This window comes from Chryseobacterium sp. FR048 (genome assembly GCF_056844665.1).
On the sequence record NZ_JBXDSE010000003.1, the window covers coordinates 416,470 to 437,146 of the forward strand.

Below are 20,677 nucleotides of genomic sequence, written 5' to 3' on the forward strand. Positions count from 1 at the left end.
TTAGCGTTCGATAACTTCAATGTCCCTGTTTTCAATCACTGCAAATTTTTCAATATTGAAGCCTTGCGGGTTGTTGTCGGAACGAACGGAGTTTACGAGATAGCAGGAGGTAATCAGGTTACGCCTGGTTACATTGCTTGACCGGATGATAAATTGTTTGGCATAGGTGCGCACCGCATAAGGATAGTTATCGAAATTGCACACGACACTATCCACCTCTATGCGTTGCTGTACGTTACCCGAAATAATCCTGCTGTAATAGCCCTTTTCAGACAGGTCTTTGTAATAGTCGAAAGCACTTTTATCGGCAAGGTTGAATGCCCTGCTCATATTACTTTCGATGGCGTTCTTGTCGGGAGCGAGTGTAAAGAACAGTTCGTGAAAACGTCTGACGTGCTCCCTTGCTTCCACAGGACGGTTGATGTTGGCATCTTGCGATAGGGCAAGCATCAAAGATTTGCCGTTATCCAATACATAGATTTTTTGGCGTTGTTCTTCTGCAAAGCGGTAGGATTTCCATACGGCAAATCCTACCACGCCAATGCAGAGAACGGCAAATACAATGGCATACAAACGTATCTGCCGAAAGCTGTTTTCTATATTTCTTAGCGTTTTAAATTCCATTTTTTTAATGATTATTTGTTTTACCTATTCATTAGCTTGCCGCCGATATTTCCAACGGTTGAACCAGCCCCGGCTCCGGCGATGTTTCCTGTTTTCATTGCCGCTTGGTTTACGTTGCGGGTAAAGTTTCCTGCGCCTCCGGCTTGGATTACCCAGCCCGTCACTGTCGGTATTGTGAAGTATCCGATAATGCCGATAATCATAAAAATGATATACACGGTGTTGGAAGTGTCGGGGATAAAGGTTGGGTCAGACAGCTTTTGGATGTCCCTTTCAATAATCAGAGATTGTATTCTTGCCAACATTGAGCTGAACAAATCCGAAACAGGAAGCCAGAGGTAAACGCTAACATATCGGGTTAGCCATTGCGTGAGCGTGGACTGAAAACCGTCCCATACGCTTATCGCAAAGGCTATTGGCCCGAGTATGGACAAGACGATTAGAAAAAAGGTTCGTATGGTATCAATGACCAAAGCCGCCGCCTGAAAAAGTATTTCCAGCAAATTGCGAAACCAATCCTTTATTGCTTTTTCTATCTTGTAGGCTTGCCTGTCCATATACATCCCTGCCATTGTACCAATGTCGGATGGCGACCAGCCCAATTCGTCCAGCTTTTTATCAAACTCTTCGTCTGATACCATATAGGCGGTTTCAGGATTTCGTACCATTGCCTCGTATTCCAATTGGTCTTTCTGCTGTTGGAGCTTGTTCAGGTCAAGCACCTGGTCTTCGAGTATTTGGTGGGTTCCGGTCACTACCGGGCTTAATACCGCATTGATTGTTCCCAAAACGATGGTCGGAAAGAACATAATGCAAAGCCCCAAAGCGAACGGGCGCAGCAACGGGAACATATCAATAGGTTCGGCACGGCTTAAAGCCTGCCAAACCTTTAATGCCACATAGAACAGCGCTCCCAATCCCGCCAATCCCTTAGCCACTGCCGCCATATCGCCTGCAAGCGGCATCATATCGTCATAAAGCGAACGCAGGAGTTCGTGAAGATTATCCCATTCCATTTTTACCAGTATTTTTGGTTAGCAGTTCCGTAGAGGTCAAGCACTCTTTGGGCATCGTTTTTCTTTTTCGCTCTTAGGTAGCTCACAGAAATGTTCTTATTAGTGTAGTAGCGAACAAGGCTATGGTAATCCTTAACCTCTTTGTACACACGGTCAATAATATCCATACGCTCCTTGTCATTCAGGGAAAGGCTTGATGCGGTTATTATCTGTTTGAGTTCTTTCAGCAGTTCGGTACTTTCATTGAGCAGTGCCGAATACCCATTGCCGATAGCGACCAATTCCTGTGGTTTGAAATTTGGGTCATTCATCATCTTACCAAAATTGGTAACATACATTTCCGATACATCTCCAACGAGCAGTACGGTTTGCTGTACCTTACGGGCATCTTTCACAAGGTTGTTGATGGCTTGTAGTTTATCGTAATATTCCTTACCCTGTTCGTACACTTTCTTCACTTCGTTGAAGTTTTTAATCACATTGCTCACAGTCGAAGAAGTCTGTACGATTTCGTTCGCACTGTTGAGAATACCCGATGCCAGATTTGTAGGGTCGGTTACAACCCATTGGGCTTTTGCAGACGGTGCTACGGCGAGCATTAGTGCCGTACACACCATAAAAAGGACTTTTTTCATTTTCTTGAATTTTAAATTGTTAATGACTATTGATTTGCTTTATCACGCCTTTGCATAGCGATATGCTTAATAGCGAGTTCTACGTTACCGTCCAGTTCGGAAGCAAGCTGCATCACTTCCATTTTTTCGGTTTCTTCGGTCGTATAGGCGAGGTATTCCTCCAAACTAACTTCGGTGGCATAGACTGCCGAGTGCGTACCACCTAAGCCAATCCAAACCTCTTTGTACAGTCGGCTTGCATCGTTGTTCATATTGATAGAAAGTACCTGCCCTTTCTCTTTATCCGTAAGCCCCAACATTGCCTGTATGTCATCAAATTTGTTCATATACTTGCGCTGGTCTAAGAGGATTTTGCAATCGGAGTTGTTGATGATACTTTCTTTCACAATGGGCGACTGGATAATATCATCGACCTCTTGCGTTACGACAATCGCTTCTCCGAAGAATTTGCGGACGGTCTTAAAGAGATACTTGATGTACTCTGCCATTCCCTCTTTTGCAATCGCTTTCCACGCTTCTTCAATCAGGATGAGTTTGCGGATACCTTTGAGCCTTCGCATCTTGTTGATGAAGACTTCCATAATAATAATTGTGACTATGGGAAAGAGGATTTTATGGTCTTTAATCGCATCAATTTCAAACACGATAAAGCGTTTGGAAAGCAGGTCTAATTGCTTGTTGGAGTTCAACAAGTAATCATATTCGCCACCCTTGTAGTAGGGTTCGAGAACATTCAGGAAGTTGGCAATGTCAAAGTCTTTTTCCCTTACCTGTTTTTCCTCCAATACCTTGCGGTAATCTCCTTTTACATACTCATAAAAGCCGTTGAATGACGGGTAAACATCTTCCTGTTTGATGCGTTCGATATAACCACTTACTGCATTGGAGAGGGCAACCTCTTCCGAACGGGTGGGCGGTTCATCATCACGTTTCCATAAGGTCAGTATCAAAGTCTTGATACTTTCACGCTTTTCAATATCGAACACGCCATCATCGGTATAGAAAGGGTTAAAGGCAATGGGATTGTCTTCTGTATAAGTGAAGTAAACGCCGTCTTCGCCTTTGGTCTTACCTTTAATGAGTTCGCATAATCCCTGATAGGAGTTACCTGTATCTACGAGCAGGACGTGTGCGCCCTGTTCGTAATACTGCCGTACCATATGGTTTGTGAAGAACGACTTACCCGAACCCGACGGACCAAGTATAAACTTGTTCCGGTTCGTGATGATACCACGTTTCATAGGCAGGTCGGAAATATCCAAATGGATAGGCTTTCCGGTCAGGCGGTCAGCCATTTTGATACCGAACGGCGAGGGCGAATTGTGATAGTTGGTTTCTTCCGTGAAGAAGCACAAGGCAGGTTTGATAAACGTATAGAAACTTTCCTCACTCGGAAAATCGCCTGCATTGCCCGGCATTCCCGCCCAATACAAAGTAGCTACATCCGTAGTGTTGTGGCGAGGCTTACACTCCATCAATGCCAAAGCACTACCGCAGTCGTTCTTTAACTGTTTCAGTTCGGCAGGGTCTTCCGACCACGCCATAATGTTGAAGTGCGCACGGATAGAAGACAGCCCGAAGCTGTGGGCTTCGTTCAGGTACTTTTCTATCCACTCTTTGTTGATTTGGTTAGCCCTGCTATACCTTGCCAGTGAGTGCATATTCCTTGCAGACTTCTCAAACTTTTGCAGGTTGTCTTCGCTGTTATCCAAAAACAAATATTGATTGTAGATATGGTTACAGCTAAGGAGTAAACCCACAGGAGCAGCGAACGACAAACGGCAGTCGCTCCGGTCGGTAGATAGCTTTTCAAAACGGGTATCTGCCGATACCGTTCCGGGCAAATCGTCTGTGTCTGAAAGGGTGTGCAGGCTTAACCTTTTGTTGCCGATGCGTACCTCTTCGGTTCCGAGTGCGATGTCCTGCATTGGTGTTCCTGCTCCCCTCGATAGCGTGAGGTATTGCTCCAGTAACCCCTGCGTGTCGTCGGTTCCGATAATTTCATCTTCGGTCAGACGTTTCAGGCTTACAAAACCGCTATCGTTCACGATACGCTCAAACTGTGCTACCGCTTCCATAAAACGGTGTATCGTTTCCTTGTTCCTGATTTCCTTTGGTATCAGCGAACCTTTGCAAAGCGAACTGAAGTTGCTTTGCATCCGCATACGCTCTTTGGAGGTCTTCGTAAGGAACAGGTAACAATAGTGGTTTAAAAACGGTCGCTCGTTAAAATGGCGTTGATAAGACTTTGATAAAAAGCTCTGGTCTTCCTGTGCCAAGTCGGGCGCATAGTTCTCCTTAATGTACCAATCCTGTTTGTGAATGACCGTAAAATCCGGTAAGGTCTTGATAGCCTTGTGCCAAGCGGAATGTATGGCTTCATACTCGACAGATGCTACCGTAAACAGTTCCGGCAAACGCACTTCAAAACAGGCGGTAATGTCCGCATCTTTGGAAAGGATGCAGTTGTTCTCTACTGCCAACAAAGGAAATTTGTTTTCCAGTGTTGTTGTTTTAGATACATTTCTCATACGGCATTCTGTTTAGGAGTGAATTTTAAATAGCGGTGTACAGGCTTGCGACAGATGATATGGCGGGGATGCCTTTTATTGGCAGCAATTTTCATCAGCCCGTGTTCGCCGTACTTCCTGTTCAGCGAAAAGGTCTGCCATACAATGAGCGAAGCACCGCCTGCTCCGAGAAACAGGCAGACGTAAGAGTTTACGCCAGCCATATACAGTATCATCACGAAGATGAGCGTACCGAGTAGTCCGCCAGCGAAGATGAAAAGGTATTGCGCTTTCAAACCTTTAAATTCCACCGTTCTTCCGATGCCTTTGTTTATGTTGTAATTGTTCATAAAGCAAAGGATTAAAGGAAGAATGAACGCAGGATAGTAGCCGCCACGATTAAGAAGATACACGCACCGAACCAGCTTGCCGCAGTTTTCGATGTATCGGGGTCGCCCGAACTAAACTTGTTGTACACCTTAACGCCTCCGATGAGCCCGACCACCGCACCGATGGCGTAGATTAATTGGGTTGCGGGGTCGAAATAAGACGTTACCATTTGGGTAGCCTCGTTGATGCCTGCCGAACCGTTCCCCTGTGCGAACGCACCAATTCCTGACAGCAGAGCCACGGCTGCCAGCAATACTTTTTTTCTCTGTTTTTTCATAATTGAAACACATTATTTTGTTACTGTTATCCCACACCTTGCGGGCTTTCGGGACAAAGGTGTTTCAGAAATCAGGGCGTTATAACAAAGTGGCAGTCAGAGGCGTTGTTTGGCTTTGAGTGGCTTTATGAGATTGTTTTTTTTAACTTAGCATATACAAAACAGCGTGGAGTTGTCCCCATTTTGAAAATTCAATCGTCATTAGGGTGAACAATAAAATTTTAAAAAGATGAAAGAATTTGCGTTAATCTTCAGATTAAAAGACATTGCCGACTTTAAGCCATCGCCTGAACAAATGCAGGAACGTATGAACTGGTTAGGAAGCATTGCAGCACAAAACAAATTGGTGGACAAAGGGAATACTCTTTTGCCAATTCCGGGAAGTGCCAAAACCGTAAAGCCTAATAACGTGGTAACGGATGGACCGTACACCGAAATCAAAGAATTTATCAGTGGCTACATTGTTGTAAAAGCTGAAACTATTGATGAAGCGGTAGAAATGGCAAAAGGCAATCCGATTTTTGACCAGGTTGGTGGTAGTATTGAAGTGAGAGAAGTTTTAAAGCGTGATTAGTAAAAACTTACATAAGGAACTTTTACCGCACTTATTCCGGCAGGAATACGCTAAAATGACGGCTGTTCTATGCCGTCATTTTGGTTTAAAGCATATTGAAGTAGCCGAAGATATTGCAAGCGATACATTTTTAAAAGCTTCCGAACATTGGGCAATAAACGGAATACCCGAAAACCCTACTGCTTGGCTTTACACGGTTGCAAAAAATAAAACCAAAGATTATTTTAAAAATTTATCGGTCTTTGAAACGAAAGTCAAAAACGAACCAACAATCAGTATTCAAAACGAACACGATTTTGGATTTGATAATCAACTAATTTCAGACAGCCAATTAGCAATGATTTTCGCAGTCTGCAATCCTGCAAATCCAACCGAAGCACAAATCTGTTTGGCACTTCAAATTCTTTGTGGTTTTAGTGTTGAAGAAATCGCCAACGCTTTTCTTGCAAAACAAGAAACAATAAAAAAACGCTTGCATAGGGCAAGAACCAATCTCCGCAACGATAATTTTCAAATCAAATCATTAAGCGAAACAGAAATAAAATCAAGATTAGATACAGTTTTAAAGACTTTGTATTTACTGTTTAACGAGGGTTATTTTTCCAAAACAAACAATCAGCAAATAAGAAAAAACCTTTGTTCTGAAGCTGTAAGACTGGCTTTGCTATTAACGGAAAACCCATTGACAAATACGCCACAAACAAACGCTTTATTGGCTTTAATGTGCTTTCAAAGCTCACGATTGGAAGCAAGAACCAATGATAAAGGCGAAGCTATTTTGTTTGAAGAACAGGATAGAAATTTATGGGATAAATCACTTATCGAACGAGGAAATTATTATTTGGTAAATGCTACAAATGGAAATGAAATATCAAAATACCATTTGGAAGCTGGTCTTGCTTATTGGCATACCACACCGGCAGATGAAAACAGATGGCAACACATTTTACAGCTTTATAACCAACTTGTTCTTATTGAGTATTCGCCAATTACTGCACTAAACAGAACGTTTGCTTTTGCTAAAGTTTACGGAAACCAAACAGCCATTGTAGAAGCAGAAAAATTAAATTTATTTGATAGTAATTATTATCACGAATTGTTAGGCTATTTATATGCTGATACGAATATTATCAAAGCGATTGAGCATTACGAACAAGCCATTAAACTCACCAAATCCAAAACGGAAAAGCAAACATTGAAAAATGCTGTAAGACGGCTTCAAAAGGCATAGGCGTTCCGATTTACATTCTGCGACCTTTATTTTTACTTTGTTTAGGGTAGGTTGGCTGTTGTTTTTCGGCAGTCTTTTGTTGGTTCTTTTCAGTTTTTAGATTACTTTTTATCAAACCAACAAGAAAGGTTTTCTCCCACGGTATTTGCTTCGCTTCAAACTGCAATTTCAAGCCCTGTTTTGCCAGTCCGTGTGTAAGTTCAAATCCATAATGTCTGTTCCATCCAATCCTGTCAAGCAATCTTTCAGAGGGAAAACTCACAGCGATTAAATCTTTGGGAAGCTCTTTTATATTCCGATAGTCAGGCTCCTGAAATTCGTGTGTCTTCGGGTTGTATGGAATGGTATAGGTTCTTTTGTCTTCATCATAATAGTTTTCTATATCCGAGAACACAATGCCTTTAGAAAGAAAATCATCTTTAGGTCGTAGCATATCCATACGGATATCCACATAAAAAGTATGACCTGCAATATCTATGGTAGGCAGCATTCCTTTGTTTACACGCAAGTCGTAGGCTTCCTGATTAATTTCATTTTCCATATTTCCTTGTTTTTAAAAATGACAAAGGGAAGTCTATAAAAACTCCCCAATGTCAAAATCACTCAAATCACTTTTCCGCAAAGTGGAAGAACCGGCTTCCGTTTCAGATGAAAGGGTACTATCCAAAAGCTCGGCTATTCTTCGGGAAGCATCTTCCATAGAATTTTCCAATAGGCTGAATAATTCGGTTCCCTGTATTTTTTGAACTATTGCTATCGCTGTTTCCTTTTGGGCTGGTTCCAATTCTTCTTTTTGGAGCAACACCCCCACGGAGCTTAGTTCTTCAAAGGTAACCCCTTGGGCAAAACCGTCATCGCCACCGGATATTCCGTACCTGTTCCATTCTTCTTCCTCTTCTTCCAAATCAGGTATATTTCTGAAAACTTCGTCCAGCTCTTCCTGCGGAATTTGAATACCTACGCTTTCATTTTCGTCGTATTCAATGTCTAAATTAGCAGGGTTTATCTCCGGTTCCTGAATTTGGCGTTCATTGGCAGTGTTTGGCACTGAAAGGCGTTCTACGGGTTTTGGTTGCCCCATAATATCGGGCAGGTTCGGATTGGCTTTCTTCTGCGGAGGTTCTTGTTTCGACCTTTTATGAATGACAATCTTATCCTGCAATAGCAGGACAATGACTATCAGTAGGCATATCACAATTACTATTTCCATAGCTACAAAATGGGTTTAAAATGGTCGTTGAAATAATCTGTAATATCTTCCCCGAACTCCTTGAAGTGGTGTTCAAGAATATTGTCAATGTATGAGTAGAGCGTTGTTTTTTCCTCCCTTGTCACTTGTACAATACGGAGTAATCTTTCGTGGTATTCGGGACGTATGTAAACGACCTTACCGTTACGACCGGACGGAAACCGATTGGCTAAAAACCTGGCACTATATTGTGCGGTGCTTTTAGGTTGCGCCTTTTTCTTAAATAAATTTTTCATAATCAAATACTTTATAGAATAGGTTTATTATTCTTGTTATAATCTTCGAGAATTTCTTCGGAATGCAACTCAAAATGGTGCTTTAAGATATTATCCAAATAAGCGTACAGTGGGATTTCTCCCGCACCGATAATCTTCACTATCCGGGTAAGTCTTTCGTGGTATTCGGGACGGACATAAATAGATTTATCGCCTCTGCCTTTCAGTGTGTTCCTTTTAAGGAATTTAGAAGAATACGATTTGTTTGTCTTCTTTGCTCTGGTCGCTTTATTGCTCTTTTCCATATCTCCAATTATTAAATGGGTTTATACTTGTCGTTATAGCTCTTGGTAATCTGTTCGCCAAATTCCTGAAAATGGTAATCGAGCAGATTGTCCAGATAAGCGTATATACTAATCTTATCTTCGCCAATCACCTGAATAATGCGTGTCAGCTTTTCGTGAAATTCCGGTCGTATATAAACCGTTTTTCCGTCACGGGCATTGGTGTCGGTTTTTTTGAAAAAGATATTTTCGTAATCGGTTTCAGCGTTTCGCCTTGTTCTGTTCTTTTCTCTAACCGTGACTTTGTTTCGGTCAGCCTGTTGTTTTGTTTCCTCAACTTCACTTTCCTTTTCGGGTTCTTTTACGGGCTCAGGAGGTAGTTTTATGCCATCCTTTTTAATGCCATCCACCATAAGGCTCATCATAAGTTCTTCGTTTATATCGGGAGTAACCCTTTTCTTGTTTCCTTTTTCCATAGGGCTTATAATTGAATGATTTTTAAAAATTCGTTTATAAACAGGTTTAACTGACAGGTTTTCATCAACCGTTCGTCGGGAGGCAATAGCGTGGAGCGGAAAACGGTTTTGCTGTTCACTTCGCTTTCTTTACGGAAGCGTGTACTGCTCTTGATTTGGCTCTGCATCAAGCTTAATCCTAATTGGCGGATAAGGCTGTTATAGACCTCATATAATGGTGTACTTTCCCTGCCGTCCACTTGGTTCCAAAACAGGTTAATTGTTTTAATGGAAGTTTCTCCTTGTTTCATAATCACGTCCTTTAAAAGTTGTGTAAAAACAAGCGTACTTTCCATTACCACACGGTCTGCCGTGATGGGGGTAAAAATGTGGTGCATTCCTGCCAATGCTTTAAGAATGCCGGATGTGTTCACGGTTCCGGGTAAATCGAAGAATACAACATCAATCGGAACAGGAGAAGCGTTTACATATTCCTGCGCTTTTTCTAATACGCTATCAGCCCCGTGCTGTATAATCTCATACGCCTTTTTATTTATGGTCATAAATTGATTATACGCCTGTTTCTTCAGGGCTTCGTTTCCCATTACCATTTTAAGGTCACGTTCTTTCATTTTCATCAGGCTGTGCTGTGGAAAATCCGTATCAAATACGGCTACATTGTAACCTAAACGATAATGCAGGGTACTTGCAGCAAGTGTGGTGAATGTGCTTTTGCCGACACCGCCTTTTTGAGAAGAAAAGGCGATAAATACTGTTTTGTGTTTTGTACTCATATCTCTATTTATTTAATTATTTATATACTCCATTACCTATATGCGTAAGTGCTTATGTCCGCAGATAGACACCTCTGTATTTAAGTATGTTGCTATGCACCGATTTACTTGCGTAGGTAATTATTTACCCATAGACCAACCTATCTATGTACTTGAATACACGCCTACATCGGTAGGCAGATAAGTAGATTTGTACAAGCAGACCTACTTACCTGAATACTTGCATTTGTGCATACAGAACAGCATAACCAGGTATCTGAACAGGTACTTTTCTATGTACCTGTTTGCTTGATTACTTACTTCGGTAGTTAGGTACTTATGTTGTTACCTGCATAACTATCTACACACTTACTTCCTTTTGTTGGTACAAATAAAAAGAGATAAACAAAGGAGTTTATCAATGTGGCAGTGTTTGGCGTTCAAAGGCAGTGTTTGGCACTGCTATACAGTACAATGCTTTCGTAAACAGGGCTTTACTTTGTACAATGATTTTTATTAATGGATTTATGCAAAATTCTTTTGACAAATCGGAGGGTAACGGGAACGGCATCGAGCCGTTTTTCCCTGTTACATTTAATCCGTCCCGCAGGGCGGATTTTTGTGTTCAACAGAACACGGCAAGTTGTGTTTTGAGGCACTCGAAACCGAGTTAGTGCCTCAAAACAACTTGCCCTGCCGGGAGCTTAAAAAACGTCTTCCGAAGTCAGCGTTTTTGTGTGAAATTAAAATGGATTAGTGATGAACGAGAACAATAACAAAAAACAGAATAAGGGCGGACGGAGAGCTAAGACCGACCCAAGCATCCATCGCCACGTTTTCCGCCTTACGGACGAAGAAAACGCCAAACTTTTATCGCTTTTTGAAGCATCGGGAATGCCCAATAAAGCAAAGTTTATCATTTCACTACTGTTTAGTAAGGAAATGAAATCGGTTAAAATTGACAAGGGAACGGTTGATTTTTATATGCGGTTGACTTCTTTTCACAGCCAGTTTCGCTCCATAGGTGTAAACTATAACCAGATTGTAAAGCTGTTGTACAAGAATTTTTCCGAGAAAAAAGCCGCAGCGTTCCTTTATAAATTGGAAAAACAGACGGCTGAAATGGCGATGTTATGCCAAAAAATTATTCAGATAACCGAAGAATTTGAAACAAAACACCTGAAAAACAGCCTTAGAGATGATAGCAAAAATCGGTAGAAGCGGAAATTTATACGGGGCATTGGCGTACAATCAGCTCAAAGTGGAGAATGAAAACGGACAAATTTTGTTTGCCAATAAGATGATTGAAACCGCAAGCGGTCACTATTCCGTGGCACAATTAGCCCAGTCTTTTGCCCCTTACCTGATAGCTAACCGCAATACAGAAAAACATACGTTGCATATTTCGCTCAATCCCGACCCGAATGATAAGGTAAGCGATGAAAAATATCGGGAAATGGCAGAACAGTATATGCGGGAAATGGGTTACGGCGAACAGCCTTTTGTAGTCTTCAAACATACCGATATTGACCGTAGCCATATTCATATCGTATCGGTTTGCGTGGACGAAGAGGGCAAAAAGATTTCGGACAAATTCGAGAAAATGCGGTCTATGAATATTTGCCGTGAACTCGAAAGCAAACACGGATTGATACCTGCAACCTATAAGGAGCATCGGCAGAACGACAAGGTTTTCCGTCCGGTAAATTATAAAGCTGGAGATGTAAAAAGTCAAATCGCTTCGGTAGTTCGGCACTTACCGAATTATTACAAGTTTCAGACTTTGGGAGAATACAATGCCTTGCTTTCCCTGTTCAATATTACCACCGAAAAAGTGGAGGGCGAATTACAGGGACAGCTACGGCAGGGTCTACTGTACATTCCTTTGAATGAAAAAGGCGAAAGAGCCGGGCATCCATTCAAGGCTTCGCTTTTCGGAAAGAACGCAGGGCTTCCGGCTTTGGAATTGCATTTTGCAAAATGTAAAGAGGCTTTAAAAGACCACCCGACAAAACCAACCATTAAAGCTGCCGTTATTATCGCCCTGCAATCAACGAATGATGAGCAGGGTTTTAAAAAGCAGTTAGGCGAACAAGGCATTAATGTAGTGGTGCGTAGAAATGACACAGGACGTATTTACGGAATAACTTTTATAGACCACAATTCTAAAACGGTTTGGAACGGTTCACGCTTAGGCAAGGAACTTTCTGCCAATACCTTTAATGATTATTGGAACAATAATATCAAACCCGAGATTAAAGAGCCAGTTGAACTACAATCGAAAATATCAAGACCAAATGATGCAGATCTTCCTGCGGAAGAACCACATCATTTGTTCGACTTCCTGAATACTAATGAAAAACACGAAGACGGTTTGATTGAAGCATTAGGCGGTTTATTGCCCGAAGCACAGGGCGAAGATTACGAGGAACAGGATTTTGCCAACAAAATGAAGAAGAAAAGACAAAGGCAAAAAGGCAGGCAAAAATGACAATAAATAATATCAAGTTGTTACCTGAATGTCATTTATTTAAAGTTTAAGCACACCATCGATTTTAAAAATCTGTGGTGTGCTTCGTGTTGTTACAATTTACTGTGGTATTTCCTCTACTAATATTTTACTTCCTGCTTTGTCATAGTAAGTGCAGGTCATTTTATCAAGGCATGCGAACCATTTTTCAATACCTGTTTCAGCACATTGGTTACAAAATGTAAAATAGTCTGTTTCTCCCTGTTGATGGATTTTCAGGTAATAGCTGAATTTTTCTTTGTCAATATCGTTCGCAATCAGCAGGTTTTCATATTGGGGCTGGGACTTTGTTTGATAGTCATTTTTGCCGAAATATTCGGTATGGCTGTCTTTCACCCACGTTTCAAATGCTGTTACACCCAGTTGTTTTATTTCCTGAATGTATTTAGGAAAGTCGGCTCCTGATTTTACCTTTTCGTGAGCTAATTCGATTTGTTCTACTGTAAACATTTTTCTTGATTTTTAATTGTTGAAGCAAAAGTCCAGCTATTTAAAAACCTGTAATTGTAAAAAATCGTTTTTTATAGGAAGCGTTTGAAATTTTCGGGAGTATCGCCTGTAAACTGTTTGAAGTCTTTGATAAAATGTGCCTGGTCGAAAAAGTTGTTTTCATAACATATTTCCGTCAATGATTTGGTGTTATTCAAGCGGTCCAAAACAGCGTTGAAGCGGACAATACAAGCAAACTTCTTAGGTGTTGTTCCTACGATTTTCCTAAACCTTTTTTCAAACGGACTTTGACTGATAAATAGTTTTTCATTCAGTTCTTTTATACGAACAGTTCCCTTACTTTGATAGATGAGTTTAATCGCTTCAACAATCAATCTGTCAGTTTGGATGTCTTTCAGTTGCGCTGCTAAAAACTGCTCAATGATTTTTATTCTTTGTTTGTCGGTGACAGCGATTGTCAGTTTTTCTTCTACTTCTGTTACACTGCTTTTATCAAAAATATCATCAAGAGAAAGGCTTAGATTAAACAGTTCATTGGCAGGATGTGAAGAAAAATGAGTAAAGCCAATTTCAGTAAAGTAAATCAATATCGTTCCAATGTCAACCGAGTTTTTGAAGATTTTGTAACTGTCAGAAATTCCTGTAATTCCTGCGGAATTGAGCTTATTTTCTGCTATATCGTTTATTGTTGAAAGCTGTCCTTTGTATTGAAAGCCAATCACCAATCCCGAAGACGGAAAAACTTTGTATTCACTTCCCAATTCATTCTCCGACACTACAAAATACTTTATGTAGTGTTTTAGGTTCTCTGCCGGAAAATGTTTTTCAAATTTCATTTTATATATCAAAAAGTAAATGTACAAAAAACCAACTTGCTGTTGGATGCTATATTTTAGCAACAACATAACGCCAAACACCGCCACACACAGCCATTGAGTGCCACATTCTTATAGCCACTATATAGAGCCTTTAAATTCACGCCCGAACATTAAAACTAAGAATAATGCAGGGAGAAGACGATTTAAGAGGTTTAGCCAAAATAATGGCTTTTATGAGGGCAGTAAGTATTCTTTTGGTACTGATGCACCTTTATTGGTACTGCTACGGTTTCTTTATGGAACGTGGCTGGACGTTGGAAGTAATCAACAAAATATTAGGCAACTTCGATAGAACAGCAGGTTTATTTTCACATACCTTATATACCAAAGCGTTCGCTTTGGTATTGCTGGCTTTAAGCTGCCTGGGTACTAAGGGAGTTAAGAACGAGAAAATAACCTGGTCTAAAATTTACGTGGCTTTGGGAGTTGGTTTTGTGCTTTTCTTTCTGAACACACCGTTGTTAAAGCTATCTCCGGTAATAGGCACATTCCTGTATATCCTTACTATCTCGTTAGGTTATATCGCTTTGCTTATGGCAGGTGTATGGATGAGCAGATTGCTCCGTACTAACCTGATGGACGATGTTTTCAATAATGAGAACGAGAGCTTTCAGCAGGAAACTAAATTGATGGAAAACGAATATTCTGTCAATCTACCCACGAAGTTTTATTACAAAAACAAATGGAATGATGGCTGGATTAACATCGTCAATCCTTTTCGAGCCTCGATTGTGTTGGGTACTCCGGGTTCAGGAAAATCGTATGCCATCGTAAACAATTACATCAAGCAGCAGATTGAGAAAGGCTTTAGTATGTATATATATGATTTTAAATTTGACGACCTTTCTACCATTGCCTACAATCATTTGCTGAAGCATCGGGATAAGTACAAAATTCAACCAAAATTCTATGTGATAAATTTCGATGACCCACGCAAGAGCCATAGGTGCAATCCACTCAATCCCGATTTTATGACGGACATTTCGGATGCTTATGAAGCAGCTTATACCATAATGCTGAACCTCAACAGGTCGTGGATACAGAAGCAAGGCGATTTCTTCGTGGAAAGCCCAATTATCCTATTGGCTGCCATTATTTGGTATCTGAAAATCTATGAGGACGGTAAGTATTGTACATTCCCACACGCCATTGAATTGCTGAATAAAAAGTATTCGGACGTGTTTACCATTCTGACCTCATATTCCGATTTGGAAAACTATCTTTCTCCGTTTATGGATGCTTGGCAAGGCGGAGCACAAGACCAATTGCAGGGGCAGATTGCATCGGCAAAAATTCCTTTGTCAAGAATGATTAGCCCGCAGTTGTATTGGGTTATGACAGGTGATGACTTTACACTCGACATCAACAATCCCAAAGAACCTAAAATTTTGTGCGTTGGGAATAATCCCGACCGTCAAAACATCTACTCCGCAGCTTTGGGCTTATACAATTCAAGAATTGTGAAGCTCATCAACAAAAAAGGGCAATTAAAGAGTTCCGTAATCATAGATGAGTTGCCAACCATTTATTTTAGAGGACTGGACAATCTCATCGCAACTGCGAGAAGTAATAAGGTGGCTGTATGTTTGGGCTTTCAGGATTTTTCGCAATTAACAAGGGATTACGGCGACAAAGAGAGCAAAGTTATCCAAAATACGGTAGGTAATATTTTCAGTGGGCAGGTTGTAGGAGAAACAGCAAAAAGCCTTTCGGAACGCTTCGGGAAAGTATTGCAGAAACGCCAAAGTATGACCATTAACCGTAACGATAAATCAACCTCTATTTCCACACAGTTAGACAGCCTTATTCCGGCATCGAAAATTTCAACACTTACACAAGGTATGTTTGTGGGTTCAGTTTCGGACAATTTTGATGAACGTATTGAGCAAAAAATATTTCACGCTGAAATTGTTGTGGACAATGAAAGAGTTGTGGCAGAAACGAAAGCCTACCAGAAGATACCGGAAATCCTGTCCTTTGTTAATGAACACGGAGAAGATAAAATGAAACAGGATATTGAAAGCAACTACCGTCAGATAAAGGCAGATATCCTGCATATCGTGGAAAGCGAAATGGAGCGTATTAAGAACGACCCCGATTTACAGCACTTAGTGCAGGAGGGGTAAATAAAAAAGGAGTATATAAAATATTTCTCTTTCCTATTAAACTCGAATTATTCCGTAAAAACCGAAGTTTTTAGAGCTTCGGTTTTTTAATTGATATATACAGCCTCTCATTATTTTGAAATAATCCGTCTAATTATTTTGTTAGTCTGTTCTAACTTATTATTTTTGCTAATCTAATTTTTGTAAAATTCAGACTATGGACTATGTGATAGAATTATTAGAGGAAAACAGAAAATACCTGGAAAGACATATCCGGGATAATAACCTGATGCAGAAAGATATGAAAAAAGCTACCGAGGAATTAAGCCAGGTCAGTCAATTAAAAAGAGCAATCAAAATTTTAAAACTAAAGAACAGAAAACAATGAGAATTACACAAGCATTACCGGAGCTTCCATACGACAAAAACGCACTGAACCCGATAATCACGGAGGAAACCTTTGACTATCATTATGGCAAACATCACGCTGCCTATGTCAACAACCTTGCAGGATTGGTGAAAGACACCCCCTTAGAAACAGCCAGTGTTGAAGAAATCATACAAAGAGGTTTTGCAGATAATAATGCAGGGCTGTTCAACAACGCCGCACAGCATTGGAACCACAGCTTCTTCTGGAATTGCCTCTCTCCAAATGGCGGAAAAGCACCCGATGGCAAAATAGCGGAGCTTATTAATCGGGATTTCGGCAGTTTCGGGGATTTTAAGAACAAATTTTCAGAAACAGCAGTCAAACTCTTTGGTGCAGGCTGGGCTTGGCTGGCACAGAATGAACAAGGGTTGTTGGAAATCGTACCAATGAAAGATGCCCACACACCGCTAACAGAGAATAAAACACCGGTTCTTACGCTTGACGTATGGGAACACGCCTATTATATCGACTACCGGAATGCCCGCCCAAAATTCGTAGAGGGATTTTGGGAAATAGTGAATTGGGATTTTGCAAACAATAATTTAAAATAAAATGAGTGATACCTGTATGAACCATATAGAAAGACATTGGCAGGCGTTGACGACCTCCACTAATGAAATTTTTAACCAAGGTAATTTTGAAAAAGCACTGTCCGGTTATAAAGATGCACTGTACAGAGCGGAAGTGCTGAACAATAACATCCCGGATTGCATACGTCTGAAAATACCGTTCATACAGGTATATATCATTTCCTGCAATAACTTGGCAAACACCTATGAGGAATTGGGCAAGCTGGAAGAAGCCGAAAATATGCTCAAACGAACGGTTTATTACCTGTTACATCTTGCGGGAAATAAAGAACTCAACATAGACGAAATACAGTCTGAATTGAAAAGAGCTACGCTGGCTTATGTACGGTTTGCAGAAAAAAACGATACCGGAAAAACAAAACAGGAACAGCTTTTCAGAACACTGAAAGAACAATTAGTAGAAAACAATTTAATAAAAGTAGAATAGAAATTATGTGCAATTCAGTAAAAAAACTAATGAACCAACAGCAAATGCAACTGGTACAAAAAGGACCATTAACCATCGGGGACAAACTGCCCGATTTTGCAAAAAAAGCGGTTGTTACAACCGATAAGGGAATTGAAATCATTGACATCAACCAGCAATACGCTATGGAACAGGGCAAATGGACGGTATTATTCTGGTGGCCGAAAGATTTCACCTTCGTTTGTCCTACCGAAATCATCGAATTTGATAAAAGCAGTGCAGCATTTGCAGAACGTAATGCCGTAGTTATAGGTGCATCTACCGACAGCGAATTTGTGCATTTGGGTTGGCGGCAAAATCATCCCGGATTGGCAAAACTGACTATCCCGATGCTCGCCGATACCTCTAAATCATTGGCAGAAGAAATGGGCATTTTGGACAATAACGAAAAAGTCGCCTATCGTGCCACATTCATTATCGACCCTAACGGTAAAATCCAATGGGTAAGCGTGTACCCGATGAATGTGGGCAGAAATGTAAACGAAGTGCTTCGGGTACTGGACGCTTTGCAAACGGAAGAACTCACCGCCTGTGGCTGGACGGCAGGAGAACAGACTTTAACAGCAAAACTAAAAGAACAAAATGCAGGATAGCTACTTGAATGTAAACCTTTTATCTTATGTAAAGAAAGAAGATGTTTCCGAAGATGCTGCGAACATCATACTCATAGCAACAAAAGAACAGTCTGAACGCTATGCGTTTCAAAAATCTTTGGCACAAAATATAGGTAAGGCATTTGCTGAAAACCGGACGGAAGTTATTACCACACTTGGCGATAAACAGAATTTTATTACCATCACTCCGAACAAAGAAACCGAAGTTTTGCGACTGGCTGGGGCTTCGTTGTACACCGCTCTGCAAAAACAGCAAACCCAAACGGCAAGGCTGCGGGGACTGGAAGAACTTGCGGAAGTAGAACGCTATGCCTTTCTGGAAGGGATGCTGTTGAGCAGTTACGATTTTAATAAATACAAAACAAAAAAGAAACAGCTTCCCATTGAGGTATATATCCGTAACCGTTCCTTTCCGAAGGAGAAAATTACTGAACTGAAAACAGTTGCGGAAGCCGTTTCATTGACCAAAACATTGGTCAATGAGCCGGTCAATTATATGGATGCTTTGCAGTTTTCTTCGGCAGCAACGGAAGCCGGAAAACAGTTCGAATTTGAAACCGAAATCCTGCATAAAGAACAGATTGAAGAATTGAAAATGGGCGGGTTACTTGCAGTAAACAAAGGTTCGGAAACACCGCCTACATTCAATATTTTTCATTACAAGCCCGAAAATGCTGTTAACGAAAAACCGTTGGTGCTTGTAGGCAAAGGCGTAATGTTCGACACGGGTGGCTATTCGCTGAAAATAAACGGGAATATGCTCACGATGAAATGCGATATGGCAGGCGGTGCGGCAGTATTGGGAACGGTTGCGGCAATTGCTGGAAATAAACTGCCTTATTATGTAATTGGGCTTGTTCCCGCTACCGACAATAAGATTTCTTCCAATGCTTTGGTGGTGGATGATGTGATTACGATGATGGATGGCACTACGGTTGAGGTGCAGAACACCGACGCCGAAGGCAGGTTGGTATTAGCTGATGCTTTGACCTATGCCAAAAGGTTTCAACCGGAACTGGTCATTGATATGGCTACCTTAACAGGTGCTTCGGCTGCCATTACAGGCTCGTACGGTATCGCCGTGTTGGGAAACAGTCGGGAGAAAATAAACGAACTCAAAGAAGTCGGAGAACAGGTTTACGAACGTTTGGTTCAATTACCGCTCTGGAAAGAATACAAGGAGTTACTGAAATCCTCTATTGCCGATATAAGTAATCTGGGAGGTCCCATAGGTGGTGTAAGCACCTCCTCCATCTTCCTGGAGCATTTTACGGATTACCCCTGGATACATCTGGACATTGCAGGAGCGGCATTTGTCAAAGAAGCTAAAAGTTACAGACAGAGTGGAGCGACGGCTGTGCCCGTACGGTTGCTATATGAGTTTATAAAGAGAAAATGCAAAGATGATTGAACCGATATTACAGGATAACAAAGACCGTTTTGTCATCTTTCCCATTCGGCACGATGACATCTGGCAATTCTACAAAAAAGCAGAAGCAAGTTTTTGGACGGCAGAAGAGGTGGACCTCTCACCTGATATGAACGATTGGCAACACAAGCTAAGCAAGGACGAACGTTATTTTATCTCACACGTACTGGCATTCTTTGCTGCAAGTGACGGCATCGTTAATGAAAACCTCTCCGTAAACTTTATTCAGGAAGTACAATATCCCGAAGCTCGTTGCTTTTACGGGTTTCAGATTATGATTGAGAACATCCATTCGGAAATGTATTCCTTACTGATTGATACGTATGTGAAAGACCCAAAGGAAAAAGATTACCTGTTACGGGCTATAGAAACCATTCCCTGTGTAGGCAAAAAAGCCGATTGGGCATTACGCTGGATAGGGAGCGAGAACTTTGCCGAAAGGCTGATTGCTTTTGCTGCGGTGGAAGGAATTTTCTTTTCGGGTAGCTTTTGTTCCATTTTCTGGTTGAAAAAACGTGGTCTGATGCCAGGTTTGACTTTTTCCAACGAACTGATAAGCCGTGACGAAGGACTGCATTGCGACTTCGCTTGTCTGTTATATGTCAATCATTTGATAGGCAAACTGCCGGAGGAAACCGTACAGAAAATAATAATAGATGCGGTTGATATTGAAAAAGAATTTGTAACAGATGCTTTACCGGTAAGGCTTATCGGGATGAATGCCGAACTGATGTGCCAGTATATCGAATTTGTAGCCGATAGGTTGCTTGTAGCATTAGATTGTAAAAAGGTTTGGAATGCTACAAATCCTTTCGATTTTATGGAGCTGATTTCCTTACAAGGCAAGACCAACTTCTTTGAACGCCGTGTAGGCGAATATCAAAAGTCGGGCGTAGCACAGGGAGCAAAAGAGAACAACACCTTTTCGATGGATGAGGATTTTTAACAGAAT

The 20,677-nt window shown here is 41.1% G+C and carries 24 protein-coding genes and 1 pseudogene; 11 read left to right on the forward strand and 14 right to left on the reverse strand.

Annotation, left to right across the window (positions count from 1 at the left end):
* The 6 genes from traK to AC106K_RS11245 are packed head-to-tail and all read right to left on the reverse strand — an operon-like array spanning position 1 to position 5,452.
* Complete coding sequence (traK, locus tag AC106K_RS11220) at positions 1-624, reverse strand: conjugative transposon protein TraK (protein WP_482445365.1); 624 nt, start codon at positions 622-624, stop codon at positions 1-3.
* A gap of 20 nt (positions 625-644) precedes the next feature.
* Entirely contained in the window at positions 645-1,640 is a 996-nt protein-coding gene (gene traJ / locus AC106K_RS11225) for a conjugative transposon protein TraJ (protein ID WP_159732124.1), read from the reverse strand.
* 2 nt (positions 1,641-1,642) lie between these two features.
* Positions 1,643-2,275, reverse strand: coding sequence for a DUF4141 domain-containing protein (locus tag AC106K_RS11230; protein ID WP_482445367.1), 633 nt, complete (start codon positions 2,273-2,275; stop codon positions 1,643-1,645).
* 26 nt (positions 2,276-2,301) lie between these two features.
* Positions 2,302-4,806 carry a TraG family conjugative transposon ATPase gene (locus AC106K_RS11235; protein WP_482445369.1) on the reverse strand — a complete coding sequence of 835 codons (2,505 nt, stop codon included), beginning with the start codon at positions 4,804-4,806 and terminating at the stop codon, positions 2,302-2,304.
* Positions 4,803-5,135: a DUF4133 domain-containing protein gene (locus AC106K_RS11240; RefSeq protein ID WP_434435838.1), complete on the reverse strand. Its 333-nt coding sequence runs from the start codon at positions 5,133-5,135 to the stop codon at positions 4,803-4,805. The genes AC106K_RS11235 and AC106K_RS11240 overlap by 4 nt, the downstream gene beginning before the upstream one ends.
* 11 nt (positions 5,136-5,146) lie before the next feature.
* A complete protein-coding gene (locus tag AC106K_RS11245) occupies positions 5,147-5,452 on the reverse strand; it encodes a DUF4134 domain-containing protein (protein WP_434435836.1) in 306 nt (101 codons plus the stop codon).
* A gap of 229 nt (positions 5,453-5,681) precedes the next feature.
* On the opposite strand from AC106K_RS11245, the gene AC106K_RS11250 reads away from it, so the two are divergent.
* Together AC106K_RS11250 and AC106K_RS11255 are read left to right on the forward strand one after the other, a co-directional pair.
* Entirely contained in the window at positions 5,682-6,026 is a 345-nt protein-coding gene (locus AC106K_RS11250) for a YciI family protein (protein ID WP_434435346.1), read from the forward strand.
* On the forward strand, positions 6,019-7,257 hold the full coding sequence (locus tag AC106K_RS11255) for an RNA polymerase sigma factor (RefSeq protein WP_434435834.1): 1,239 nt from the start codon (positions 6,019-6,021) through the stop codon (positions 7,255-7,257). Before AC106K_RS11250 ends, AC106K_RS11255 begins: the two co-directional genes overlap by 8 nt.
* Before the next feature lie 10 nt (positions 7,258-7,267).
* Here the strand turns inward: AC106K_RS11255 and AC106K_RS11260 are convergent, their stop codons facing one another.
* The 6 genes and pseudogenes from AC106K_RS11260 to AC106K_RS11285 all read right to left on the reverse strand — a co-directional run bounded on the left by AC106K_RS11260 (position 7,268) and on the right by AC106K_RS11285 (position 10,254).
* Complete coding sequence (locus tag AC106K_RS11260) at positions 7,268-7,798, reverse strand: hypothetical protein (protein WP_482445372.1); 531 nt, start codon at positions 7,796-7,798, stop codon at positions 7,268-7,270.
* Between the two features lie 33 nt (positions 7,799-7,831).
* Positions 7,832-8,467 carry a conjugal transfer protein TraD gene (locus AC106K_RS11265; protein ID WP_482445373.1) on the reverse strand — a complete coding sequence of 212 codons (636 nt, stop codon included), beginning with the start codon at positions 8,465-8,467 and terminating at the stop codon, positions 7,832-7,834.
* 2 nt (positions 8,468-8,469) lie between these two features.
* Positions 8,470-8,727, reverse strand: a pseudogene (locus tag AC106K_RS11270) (DUF3408 domain-containing protein); the annotation flags it as partial.
* 26 nt (positions 8,728-8,753) lie between these two features.
* Positions 8,754-9,026 (reverse strand): DUF3408 domain-containing protein, encoded by a 273-nt coding sequence (locus tag AC106K_RS11275; RefSeq protein ID WP_052114627.1) that lies wholly within the window; start codon positions 9,024-9,026, stop codon positions 8,754-8,756.
* A gap of 11 nt (positions 9,027-9,037) precedes the next feature.
* Positions 9,038-9,481, reverse strand: a complete 444-nt coding sequence (locus AC106K_RS11280) for a DUF3408 domain-containing protein (protein ID WP_482445375.1) — start codon at positions 9,479-9,481, stop codon at positions 9,038-9,040.
* A 5-nt stretch (positions 9,482-9,486) separates the two neighbouring features.
* Positions 9,487-10,254: a ParA family protein gene (locus AC106K_RS11285; RefSeq protein WP_482445376.1), complete on the reverse strand. Its 768-nt coding sequence runs from the start codon at positions 10,252-10,254 to the stop codon at positions 9,487-9,489.
* Between the two features lie 738 nt (positions 10,255-10,992).
* On the opposite strand from AC106K_RS11285, the gene mobA reads away from it, so the two are divergent.
* On the forward strand, positions 10,993-11,451 hold the full coding sequence (gene mobA, locus AC106K_RS11290; protein ID WP_482397984.1) for a conjugal transfer protein MobA: 459 nt from the start codon (positions 10,993-10,995) through the stop codon (positions 11,449-11,451).
* Entirely contained in the window at positions 11,432-12,724 is a 1,293-nt protein-coding gene (mobB, locus tag AC106K_RS11295) for a conjugal transfer protein MobB (protein WP_482397985.1), read from the forward strand. The genes mobA and mobB overlap by 20 nt, the downstream gene beginning before the upstream one ends.
* Positions 12,725-12,823: 99 nt before the next feature.
* Here mobB and AC106K_RS11300 read toward each other — a convergent pair whose 3' ends face one another.
* Positions 12,824-13,213: a DUF1398 domain-containing protein gene (locus tag AC106K_RS11300; RefSeq protein WP_482397986.1), complete on the reverse strand. Its 390-nt coding sequence runs from the start codon at positions 13,211-13,213 to the stop codon at positions 12,824-12,826.
* A gap of 71 nt (positions 13,214-13,284) precedes the next feature.
* The gene (locus tag AC106K_RS11305; protein ID WP_482445379.1) at positions 13,285-14,049 is read right to left on the reverse strand and encodes a helix-turn-helix domain-containing protein; all 765 of its coding nucleotides are present in this window, start codon (positions 14,047-14,049) and stop codon (positions 13,285-13,287) included.
* 167 nt (positions 14,050-14,216) lie between these two features.
* Between AC106K_RS11305 and mobC the strand changes: the two genes are divergently transcribed.
* The 7 genes from mobC to AC106K_RS11340 all read left to right on the forward strand — a co-directional run bounded on the left by mobC (position 14,217) and on the right by AC106K_RS11340 (position 20,671).
* Positions 14,217-16,217, forward strand: a complete 2,001-nt coding sequence (gene mobC, locus AC106K_RS11310; RefSeq protein WP_482445381.1) for a conjugal transfer protein MobC — start codon at positions 14,217-14,219, stop codon at positions 16,215-16,217.
* 196 nt (positions 16,218-16,413) lie between these two features.
* Positions 16,414-16,584: a hypothetical protein gene (locus AC106K_RS11315; protein ID WP_249050324.1), complete on the forward strand. Its 171-nt coding sequence runs from the start codon at positions 16,414-16,416 to the stop codon at positions 16,582-16,584.
* Positions 16,581-17,177: a superoxide dismutase gene (locus AC106K_RS11320; protein WP_482445383.1), complete on the forward strand. Its 597-nt coding sequence runs from the start codon at positions 16,581-16,583 to the stop codon at positions 17,175-17,177. The genes AC106K_RS11315 and AC106K_RS11320 overlap by 4 nt, the downstream gene beginning before the upstream one ends.
* A 1-nt stretch (position 17,178) precedes the next feature.
* A complete protein-coding gene (locus AC106K_RS11325) occupies positions 17,179-17,643 on the forward strand; it encodes a tetratricopeptide repeat protein (RefSeq protein WP_482445385.1) in 465 nt (154 codons plus the stop codon).
* A 29-nt stretch (positions 17,644-17,672) separates the two neighbouring features.
* Positions 17,673-18,275: a peroxiredoxin gene (locus tag AC106K_RS11330; protein ID WP_482445386.1), complete on the forward strand. Its 603-nt coding sequence runs from the start codon at positions 17,673-17,675 to the stop codon at positions 18,273-18,275.
* On the forward strand, positions 18,265-19,707 hold the full coding sequence (locus AC106K_RS11335) for a leucyl aminopeptidase family protein (protein WP_482445388.1): 1,443 nt from the start codon (positions 18,265-18,267) through the stop codon (positions 19,705-19,707). Before AC106K_RS11330 ends, AC106K_RS11335 begins: the two co-directional genes overlap by 11 nt.
* A complete protein-coding gene (locus AC106K_RS11340) occupies positions 19,700-20,671 on the forward strand; it encodes a ribonucleoside-diphosphate reductase small subunit (RefSeq protein WP_482397993.1) in 972 nt (323 codons plus the stop codon). The genes AC106K_RS11335 and AC106K_RS11340 overlap by 8 nt, the downstream gene beginning before the upstream one ends.
* The last annotated feature ends 6 nt before the right edge of the window (positions 20,672-20,677 follow it).

Bases quoted from the DNA above. Each gene is read 5' to 3' on its own strand.
- traK (WP_482445365.1), bottom strand. From the start codon at position 624: ATGGAATTTAAAACGCTAAGAAATATAGAAAACAGCTTTCGGCAGATA.
- traJ (WP_159732124.1), bottom strand. From the start codon at position 1,640: ATGGAATGGGATAATCTTCACGAACTCCTGCGTTCGCTTTATGACGAT.
- AC106K_RS11230 (WP_482445367.1), bottom strand. From the start codon at position 2,275: ATGAAAAAAGTCCTTTTTATGGTGTGTACGGCACTAATGCTCGCCGTA.
- AC106K_RS11235 (WP_482445369.1), bottom strand. From the start codon at position 4,806: ATGAGAAATGTATCTAAAACAACAACACTGGAAAACAAATTTCCTTTG.
- AC106K_RS11240 (WP_434435838.1), bottom strand. From the start codon at position 5,135: ATGAACAATTACAACATAAACAAAGGCATCGGAAGAACGGTGGAATTT.
- AC106K_RS11245 (WP_434435836.1), bottom strand. From the start codon at position 5,452: ATGAAAAAACAGAGAAAAAAAGTATTGCTGGCAGCCGTGGCTCTGCTG.
- AC106K_RS11250 (WP_434435346.1), top strand. From the start codon at position 5,682: ATGAAAGAATTTGCGTTAATCTTCAGATTAAAAGACATTGCCGACTTT.
- AC106K_RS11260 (WP_482445372.1), bottom strand. From the start codon at position 7,798: ATGGAAAATGAAATTAATCAGGAAGCCTACGACTTGCGTGTAAACAAA.
- AC106K_RS11265 (WP_482445373.1), bottom strand. From the start codon at position 8,467: ATGGAAATAGTAATTGTGATATGCCTACTGATAGTCATTGTCCTGCTA.
- AC106K_RS11275 (WP_052114627.1), bottom strand. From the start codon at position 9,026: ATGGAAAAGAGCAATAAAGCGACCAGAGCAAAGAAGACAAACAAATCG.
- AC106K_RS11280 (WP_482445375.1), bottom strand. From the start codon at position 9,481: ATGGAAAAAGGAAACAAGAAAAGGGTTACTCCCGATATAAACGAAGAA.
- AC106K_RS11285 (WP_482445376.1), bottom strand. From the start codon at position 10,254: ATGAGTACAAAACACAAAACAGTATTTATCGCCTTTTCTTCTCAAAAA.
- mobA (WP_482397984.1), top strand. From the start codon at position 10,993: ATGAACGAGAACAATAACAAAAAACAGAATAAGGGCGGACGGAGAGCT.
- mobB (WP_482397985.1), top strand. From the start codon at position 11,432: ATGATAGCAAAAATCGGTAGAAGCGGAAATTTATACGGGGCATTGGCG.
- AC106K_RS11300 (WP_482397986.1), bottom strand. From the start codon at position 13,213: ATGTTTACAGTAGAACAAATCGAATTAGCTCACGAAAAGGTAAAATCA.
- AC106K_RS11305 (WP_482445379.1), bottom strand. From the start codon at position 14,049: ATGAAATTTGAAAAACATTTTCCGGCAGAGAACCTAAAACACTACATA.
- mobC (WP_482445381.1), top strand. From the start codon at position 14,217: ATGCAGGGAGAAGACGATTTAAGAGGTTTAGCCAAAATAATGGCTTTT.
- AC106K_RS11315 (WP_249050324.1), top strand. From the start codon at position 16,414: ATGGACTATGTGATAGAATTATTAGAGGAAAACAGAAAATACCTGGAA.
- AC106K_RS11320 (WP_482445383.1), top strand. From the start codon at position 16,581: ATGAGAATTACACAAGCATTACCGGAGCTTCCATACGACAAAAACGCA.
- AC106K_RS11325 (WP_482445385.1), top strand. From the start codon at position 17,179: ATGAGTGATACCTGTATGAACCATATAGAAAGACATTGGCAGGCGTTG.
- AC106K_RS11330 (WP_482445386.1), top strand. From the start codon at position 17,673: ATGAACCAACAGCAAATGCAACTGGTACAAAAAGGACCATTAACCATC.
- AC106K_RS11335 (WP_482445388.1), top strand. From the start codon at position 18,265: ATGCAGGATAGCTACTTGAATGTAAACCTTTTATCTTATGTAAAGAAA.
- AC106K_RS11340 (WP_482397993.1), top strand. From the start codon at position 19,700: ATGATTGAACCGATATTACAGGATAACAAAGACCGTTTTGTCATCTTT.